A 7,279-nucleotide genomic window follows, 5' to 3' on the forward strand; every position below is an offset into this window, starting at 1 on the left:
ATCGCGCCGGCCGCCCGGTAGCCGGCGAAGGTCAGGGTCCGTCCGGCCCGCCGCTCCCAGGTGGCCCGTAGCGCGTGCGACAGCAGCGGAAGCCGTCCGGGGCCGCTCCCGAGATCGCTGAGCAGCAGCTCGGTCAGCCCGTCCTCGACGCTCAGCCCGGCCGCCGCGGCGGGCCGCTCCACGGCCTCCCGCAGCTCCGCCTCGTCCATCGGCCCGACCACGAACGGCGCCGCCAACGCCCGCCGCAACACCGGATGCTCCGCACACCGCCCCAGAAAATCCGCCCGAACCGCCAACACGATTAGGCCTCCCACCCCAGCCCGTCGCACCACCTCCTCGACCACCCCGCCACCTCCACGGGCGAACGCCTCCTCGGCTACTCCGTCGTCCCCGCGAGTGAACGCTTCCTCGGCCACCTCGCCGTCTCCACGGGTGGACGTCTCCTCGGCCACGCCGTCGTCTCTGCGGGTGGGCGTTTCCGCGGCCACCTCGCCGTCCCCGCGAGTGAACGTCTCCTCGGCCACCTCGCCGTCTCCACGGGTGGACGCTTCCTCGACCACTTCGCCGTCCCCGCGAGTGAACGTCTCCTCGAACTGGTCGATGATCAGGATTGAGGGGCCGTTGGAGGAGGCAGGGAGGGGGTCGCCGGGGCGGATCAGGTGGCGGGGCCAGTGGGCTGAGCCGGGGATGCCGAGTTCACCTCGGGCTATCGCGGGCAGGAGGCCGGCCGTCAGCAGGGAGGTCTTTCCGGAGCCGGACGCCCCCGTGACGAGTAGGGGGCCGGGCTGCGTGGCGACGGCTCCGACCAGTGTGGTGATCAGTGTGTCCCGGCCGAAGAACAGGGCCGCGTCGTCGCCGCCGTACGGGGCGAGGCCCTTGTACGGGCAGCCCTCCGGTCCGGCCGGGGCGGGGGCGGCGGGTGCGGGAACCGCCGGACGGAACCGGCGGTTCCTGGCCAGGACCAGCTCACCCGCCCGGCCCTGGGCGCGGGCGCGGGGCCGGGGGAAGCCGCCCGCGGGCAGGGTCCGGGCGAGGTGGCGGTGGATCTCCTCGAGGGTGAGGAGTTCGGGGCCGTCCGGATCGCCGCGCTCGAGCAGATCGATCAGCGCGCCGCCGAAGACGGTGCGGCCGGAACCGTCCTCGGCCATCGCCAGTTCGTTCCGGCCGGTCGAGGCGAGCACGAACCCGCCGTCGATCTGCGCCAGATCGGCGATCTCCTCGGGGCCGGACAGGGTGCCGACGGCGCGTCCGGAGAAACAGCAGTCGAGCAGCACCACGACGGTTCGGGCGGGGCTCGCCAGCAGGTAGCGGCGGAGCGTCGCGTAGGGGAAGGCGGTGTGCTCGATCCGGCTCGGCCGCGGATCGGTCATCGCGGTCGCCAGATGCAGGGCGCCCGACCGGGTGATCAGCCCGTGGCCGGTGAAGGAGAACAGGAAGACGTCGCCGCAGTCCTCCGCGGCGGCGGCCACGGCCTCACCGAACTCGACGGGACCCGCCGGATCCAGCAGGGTCTCGATCTCGGCTTCCCGCGCCAGCGCCCGGCCGAGCGCGGTGACCGTCGCGGCCGCCGCGGGGATGCCCGGGAGCGGTGGACGGTGACCGCCGGTGCCGACGACGAGCCCGCGCATGGCGTGATCGTATGGCCGGAAACCGGCGGATTCCAGGGAACCTGGTATTGATCATGAAAGGGATGGATGATTCCGGAGAAGCACGGAATCTGGGGGAGCTGTGACCGTCTACGGCCCGAAGCGCGTCACCTTCAGCAACGGCGCGAAACTCAAGTACTCCTACGAGATCAAGACCTACGCCGGGCACAAGACGCTCAAGGTGTGGGGCACCCTCTTCCAGGACGACGACACCCCCGCGTCCAAGATCGCGGCCGTCGCGTTCAAGATCCCGGTCTTCTCGGGGAACCCGAACCGGAAGTTCAAGGCGGCGGAACCGGCGCGGAAGACCAACTTCGGGCCGGTCAGGTACAAGCGCGGCAAACGTCCGAGCATCACGCTCTACCTGGTGCGCAGCGGGGTCTGGCGGCACAAGGACGGCCCCGACTTCCTGATCGCGCCCCTGCACGAGCCGATCCGGCGGCTGCTGGAGCTGGAGGGGGAGCTGGTCCCCTACGACACGATCCCCAGGGACGCCGTGGAGTACGTCGAGACGTCCGACGGCGGGGCGTACGAGGTGTGGGAAGAGGTGCTCACGTTCGACCTCGACGCTGAGGAGAACGAGTCCGACGAATCCGAAGAGGACGACGAGGGTTAGGCGCCCCGGCGCATCGAGTCGCTGATCTTCTCGGCGGCGGCGACGACGGGACCGGCGTGGACCCGTCCCGGGGAGCGGGTCAGCCGCTCCAGCGGCCCCGAGACGGAGATCGCGGCGATCACCCGGCCGCCGCTGCCCCTGATCGGCGCCGAGACCGAGCCCACGCCGGGCTCGCGCTCGCCGATCGACTGCGCCCAGTTCCTGCGCCGCACACTGGCCAGGGTGGCGGCGGTGAACTTCGCGCCGCGCAGCCCGCGGTGCAGCCGGTCCGGCTCCTCCCACGCCAGCAGCACCTGGGCGGCCGAACCCGCCGTCATCGGCAGGGCCGCCCCGACGGGCACCGTGTCGCGCAGGCCGCTGGACCGTTCCGCGGCGGCCACGCAGACCCGGACGTCGCCCTGCCGCCGGTAGAGCTGGGCGCTCTCGCCGGTCAGATCCCGCAACTGGGTGAGGATCGGCTGTGCGATCGCCAGCAGACGATCTTCACCGGCCGCCACGGCCAGTTCGGCCAGGCGCGGCCCGAGGATGAAACGGCCCTGCGTGTCGCGGTGCACGATGCGGTGGTGCTCCAGCGCGACGGCCAGCCGGTGGGCCGTCGGCCGGGCCAATCCGGTGGCCGTGACGAGCTGTGCGAGCGACGCGGGACCGGCTTCGAGCGCGTTCAAGACGAGAACGGCTTTGTCCAGCACGCCGACTCCGCTAGAGTTGTCCATACCTCGATATTGCCGTCTCAAACCATGAGACGCAACTCGGGGACCAGGGAAAGTCCGCTGGGAAGTCTTCGATGGAGAGGGTGAGTGCGATGGGTCGCACACTGGCCGAGAAGGTGTATGACGCCCATGTGGTGCGTCGGGTCGAGGGCGAGCCGGATCTCCTCTACATCGACCTCCACCTGGTCCACGAGGTCACCTCGCCGCAGGCGTTCGACGGGCTGCGCCTGTCCGGCCGCAAGGTCCGCCGCCCCGACCTGACCATCGCCACCGAGGACCACAACGTCCCCACGCAGGACATCCTGCTGCCGATCGCCGACCCGGTCTCCCGCACCCAGGTCGAGACCCTGCGCAAGAACGCCGCCGAGTTCGGGGTGCGGCTGCACCCGATGGGCGACGCCGGGCAGGGCATCGTCCACGTGATCGGCCCGCAGCTCGGGCTGACCCAGCCGGGCATGACCGTCGTCTGCGGCGACAGCCACACCTCGACCCACGGCGCGTTCGGGGCTCTGGCGTTCGGCATCGGCACGTCCGAGGTCGAGCACGTCCTGGCCACCCAGACCCTGCCGCAGATCAAGCCGAAGATGATGGCGATCACCGTCGAGGGCGCGCTGCCCGACGGCGTCACCGCCAAGGACCTCATCCTCGCCGTCATCGCCGAGATCGGCACCGGCGGCGGCCAGGGCTACATCGTGGAGTACCGGGGCGAGGCGATCCGGAACCTGTCGATGGAAGGCCGGATGACGGTCTGCAACATGTCGATCGAGGCGGGCGCCAAGGCCGGTCTGATCGCCCCCGACGAGACCACCTTCGCCTACCTGAAGGGCCGCGACCACGCCCCGTCCGGGGACGCGTGGGACGAGGCCGTCGCCTACTGGAAGACCCTGCGCACCGACGACGACGCGGTCTTCGACAAGGAGGTCGTCATCGACGCCTCCACGCTCGCGCCGTTCGTCACCTGGGGCACCAACCCCGGCCAGGGCGCGCCGCTGAGCGCGAACGTCCCGGTGCCGGAGGAGTTCGAGGACCCGATCGAGCGGCAGGCCGCCGAGCGCGCCCTGGAGTACATGGGCCTGACGGCCGGTACCCCGCTGCGCGACATCAAGGTCGACACGGTGTTCGTCGGCTCCTGCACCAACGGCCGGATCGAGGACCTGCGGGCCGTCGCCGAGGTGCTGAAGGGCCGGAAGGTCGCCGACGGCGTCCGGGCGCTGATCGTCCCCGGCTCGGTCAAGGTCAAGTTCCAGGCCGAGGCCGAGGGGCTGCACGAGGTCTTCACCGAGGCGGGCGCCGAGTGGCGTGAGGCGGGCTGCTCGATGTGCCTGGCCATGAACCCGGACAAGCTGGCTCCCGGCGAGCGCGGCGCGTCCACCTCGAACCGGAACTTCGAGGGCCGCCAGGGCAAGGGCGGCCGCACCCATCTGGTGTCTCCGGCCGTCGCGGCCGCCACCGCCGTCAAGGGCCACCTGGCCGCCCCCGCCGACCTGTAAGGAGCCGCATCATGGAAAAGTTCACCGTCCACACCGGCCGGGCCGTGCCGCTCCGCCGCAGCAACGTCGACACCGACCAGATCATCCCGGCCGTCTGGCTGAAGCAGGTCTCCCGGACCGGTTTCGAGAAGGGCCTGTTCTCGGCCTGGCGCGAGAGCCCGTCGTTCGTGCTGAACAACCCGGCCTACGAGGGCGCGTCGATCCTGGTGTCGGGCCCCGACTTCGGCACCGGTTCCTCGCGTGAGCACGCCGTCTGGGCGCTCCAGCAGTACGGCTTCCGCGTCGTGATCGCCTCGCGTTTCGGCGACATCTTCCGCAACAACAGCACGAAGATGGGCCTGCTCCCGGTGATCCTGGACGAGAAGATCGTCGAGGAGCTCCAGAACGCCGCCGAGCACGACCCGCAGACCGAGATCACCGTCGATCTGGAGAACCGCCAGGTCGTCTGCGGCGATCTCGTCGCCACGTTCGACCTCGACGACTACACCCGCTGGCGGCTCCTGGAGGGCCTCGACGACATCGGCCTGACCTTGAAGAACGCCGACGCCATCACCTCTTTCGAGTCCTCCCGCCCTGCCTGGCTCCCCGCCACCCTCTAGGAGAACCCCCAGAACTTGGCCCGCACCAAGGCCGAGCAAGGGCGTCCAGGCCACAAGCCCCCGGACACCCCGCCCAACCGTGTGCCCCCGAGACCGAACCTCCCTCGGGGGCACACGCACGTCCGGCCTCTCAGGGGCTCGTGGTGCGGGTGCGGGCTATTTCGGCGGCGAGGGCGCGGAAGGCGGGGAGGGTTTCGGCTTCGGAGGTGTTGAAGAAGGTGGACTTGGCGATGACGACGCCGGGGTGGCGCTTGGAGATGTAGATCTTCTGGTCGCCGAGGCCCGAGGCGAAGAAGCCCTCGTCGCCGTCGATCCACCAGTGGAGGCCGTAGGACGGGGAGACCCCCGAAGGGGTGGTGGACTGGGTGATCCAGGAGGCCGGGACGACCTGGGCGCCGTTGGCCTTGCCGCCGTCGCGGATCATCATGCCGAAGCGGGCGAAATCGCGGTCCGTGGCGTAGTAGCAGCAGTAAGCGAGCGCGTTGCCGTTGGAGTCGTTGCCCAGCCACGCCGCGCCCGCGCCCATCGGAGTCCAGATCTTGTCGCGGACGTACTGGGCGTAAGGAACCCCGGTGGCCTTCGCGACGACCAGGGCCAGGACCGCCGAGTTCATCGACGTGTAGGTGAAACGGCTGCCCGGCTCCCAGCCCTTGCGCTGGCCCTGGAGCAGGGTCGGCAGGGCGACGCCCAGACTGGCCAGCACATGGATCGCCGGGACGTCCCTGACCTCGTCCCACTCGATCCCCGACGACATCCGCAGCAGGTTCTTCAGCGAGACCGTCGCGTACGGGGTCTTCGCCAGCTCCGGCACGTACTTGCCCGCCGTGTCCTCCAGCGAGCCGATCTTGCCTTCGCCCAGCGCGATCCCGACGGCGATCCCGGTGAACGACTTGCCCATCGACCAGGACTGGAACAGCGAGTCCTTGGAGTAGCCCGGCGCGTACCACTCCTTGACGATCTTGTTCCCGTCGATCGCGACGAGCCCCTGCGTGGTCCTGCCGAGATAGTCGTCGAACGTGCGCTGGGCGCCGCCCGAGGTGTAGGTGACGTCCAGCTTCCGCGGCGCGTCCACTAGCGCGACCGGCCGCGGCGACGCCGGCAGCCGGTCGAAGTTGGGCAGCACCGGCGCCATCGTCGACGGCGACACGGCGGGCGGGGCGGGAGCGGCCACCGCGGGCACGGCGAGGCCGACGCTCAGCGCGACGGCCACTCCGGCGAACAGGTTCTTGCGACGCACGACGTCCTCCTGGGGGTGGAGACCAGGGACTGCCGTGCGGTGGCCGGCCCGATTGACCCGCCGACCTTACGTGCGGCGGCGAGCGCCCGTCCTGTTACCTCGTGACAGGATCGGACGCGGGCCCGCTCGCCGGAATGCTAGTTCGCGCCCGCCTTCAGGGCGGCCAGGCGTGCTTCGACCTCGGCCTGGGCCGACAGGTTGTCGAGGGATTCGAACTGGGCGTCCAGGGAGGACGCGGCGAGTTCCCGCGCGCCGAGCACCCGGGCCTCCTCGCGCCGCACCTTCTCCTCGAACCGGCTGACCTCGCTGGTCGGGTCCATGATGTCGATGCTGCGGATCGCGTCGTTGACCTTGGTCTGCGCTTCGGCGGTCTTGGCGCGGGCGACCAGTTCGTCGCGCTTGTTCCGCAGCTCCTGGAGCTTGCCCTTCATCTGCTCAAGCCCGGTCTTGAGCTGGTCGACGACCTCGGTCTGGGACGCGATCATCGGTTCGGCCGTGGTCGCCTCCCGCTCGGACTGGAGCTGCCGGCCGAGCGCGACCTTGGCGAGGTTGTCGAACCGTTCCGCGCCCGCCGTGTCGCCCGAGGCGCGCAGCCGGTCGCCTTCCAGGCTGGCGGCCAGGGCCTTGCGTCCCCACTCCTGCGCCGCTTTGACGTCCTCGGCGTGGTCGGCCTCCTGGAGCCGGAGGTGGCCGATGGTCTGGGCGATGGCCTGCTCGGCCTCCGCGATGTTGTTGGTGTAGTCGCGGACGAGCTGGTCGAGCATCTTCTGCGGGTCCTCCGCCTGGTCGATCAGCGCGTTGATGTTGGCCCTGGCGAGCTGCGCCACCCGGCCGAAGATCGTCTGCTTGGTCATCGTTTCCCCCTGTTGGATGAGCAGGTCACCTGTTCAGAACGCTCCGCCGGAGCCCCTGCGCCCGCCGCCGCTGCCGCCTCCGCCGAACCCGCCGGGCCGGAACCCGCCGCCTCCGCCGAACCCGCCG

General features: G+C 70.7%; 7 protein-coding genes. 3 read left to right on the top strand and 4 right to left on the bottom strand.

What is annotated here, in order from left to right:
• The coding region (locus ACYVE7_RS25680) for a caspase, EACC1-associated type (protein WP_460367989.1) at nt 1–1,628 on the bottom strand (1,628 nt) is incomplete at its 3' end.
• A 100-nt stretch (nt 1,629–1,728) separates the two neighbouring features.
• On the opposite strand from ACYVE7_RS25680, the gene ACYVE7_RS25685 reads away from it, so the two are divergent.
• Complete coding sequence (locus ACYVE7_RS25685; RefSeq protein WP_460367991.1) at nt 1,729–2,262, top strand: hypothetical protein; 534 nt, start codon at nt 1,729–1,731, stop codon at nt 2,260–2,262.
• Here the strand turns inward: ACYVE7_RS25685 and ACYVE7_RS25690 are convergent.
• Nucleotides 2,259–2,975, bottom strand: coding sequence for an IclR family transcriptional regulator (locus ACYVE7_RS25690; protein ID WP_344822281.1), 717 nt, complete (start codon nt 2,973–2,975; stop codon nt 2,259–2,261). The genes ACYVE7_RS25685 and ACYVE7_RS25690 overlap by 4 nt on opposite strands.
• Nucleotides 2,976–3,064: 89 nt before the next feature.
• Here ACYVE7_RS25690 and leuC point away from each other — a divergent pair, with 89 nt between their 5' ends.
• On the top strand, nt 3,065–4,462 hold the full coding sequence (gene leuC, locus ACYVE7_RS25695; protein ID WP_460367993.1) for a 3-isopropylmalate dehydratase large subunit: 1,398 nt from the start codon (nt 3,065–3,067) through the stop codon (nt 4,460–4,462).
• A gap of 11 nt (nt 4,463–4,473) precedes the next feature.
• A complete protein-coding gene (gene leuD / locus ACYVE7_RS25700; protein WP_460367995.1) occupies nt 4,474–5,061 on the top strand; it encodes a 3-isopropylmalate dehydratase small subunit in 588 nt (195 codons plus the stop codon).
• 130 nt (nt 5,062–5,191) lie between these two features.
• On the opposite strand, the gene ACYVE7_RS25705 is transcribed toward leuD, so the two are convergent.
• The gene (locus ACYVE7_RS25705) at nt 5,192–6,298 is read right to left on the bottom strand and encodes a serine hydrolase domain-containing protein (RefSeq protein ID WP_460367997.1); all 1,107 of its coding nucleotides are present in this window, start codon (nt 6,296–6,298) and stop codon (nt 5,192–5,194) included.
• Nucleotides 6,299–6,435: 137 nt separating this feature from the next.
• Entirely contained in the window at nt 6,436–7,152 is a 717-nt protein-coding gene (locus tag ACYVE7_RS25710) for a PspA/IM30 family protein (protein WP_460368000.1), read from the bottom strand.
• Nucleotides 7,153–7,279: the final 127 nt, after the last annotated feature.

This window comes from Actinocorallia lasiicapitis (assembly GCF_054778695.1).